This window comes from Oleiphilus sp. HI0128 (assembly GCF_001635365.1).
Window position 1 is genome coordinate 1 of sequence record NZ_LWGG01001222.1, and the last position, 894, is coordinate 894.

Genomic DNA, 894 nt, shown 5'->3' on the forward strand with positions numbered 1-894 from the left:
TCGCGCTTATTAATTTAGATGAGACCCACCTACCACCGGGGCATCACATAGTTAACTGGCTCGCAGAAGACTCGGCCGGTAATAGAACAATTGCCAGCCAGTCTATACAGATAATACCGCAACTTTTGTTAAGCAAAGCTCAGGTCACAAGTGAAAACAATCGTGTTTCAGTTAACTTGAGCTTATCTGGGGAGGCACCAGTTTACCCTGTGCTTGTTCCTTACAGTCTTGGTGGTACAGCTAACGAAAATGATTACGACTTACTTACTAGCTCAAATGTCACCGAGCAGTCCACTAAGGTCAGCGGTGTCGTCATTTTTGACGAAGGCATGACTGCCGAGCTAGTACTAGAAGTCTTAGATGACCAAATTGTTGAAAGTGATGAGCAGCTTATCGTTACATTTAATGATCCGGTCAATGCGGTGATAGGTGCGAACGAGCAGCATCAGATCACGATTACAGAATCGAATATTGCCCCTAGATTAAACGTGACCGCAGAGCAAAATGGTTTGGCGCTTACAACGCTCAGTTCAGGTGAAGGCTTGGTGACTATTCATGCGCTTGTTGATGATTTAAATTCGGCTGACTCACACTCATTTGACTGGAGTAAAACCGACAACCAGCTAGTAGACCTTGACGGCGACTCAAGAACGCTTACCTTTGATCCGGTCAATTTAAGTACAGGCGTATATATCGCCGAAGTGAGTGTTACAGACAACGGTACGCCAAGTAAAGCTTCAAATGCACGTATAAATCTTAGAGTGATTGATACCTATCTTACATTGTCGGCAAATGACGATTCTGATGGTGATGGAGTCAATGATTTCGTCGAGGGGCGACTAGATTCCGACTATGATGGTATCGCTGACTACCTTGATTTTATTGACGGTTCAG

Annotated in this window: 1 protein-coding gene; it reads left to right on the forward strand. The window is 44.5% G+C overall.

The window, feature by feature from the left end; translation table 11 throughout:
• Positions 1-894, forward strand: an 894-nt coding sequence (locus tag A3763_RS28995) for a hypothetical protein (protein ID WP_197483023.1), incomplete at both ends; no start/stop codon positions are given.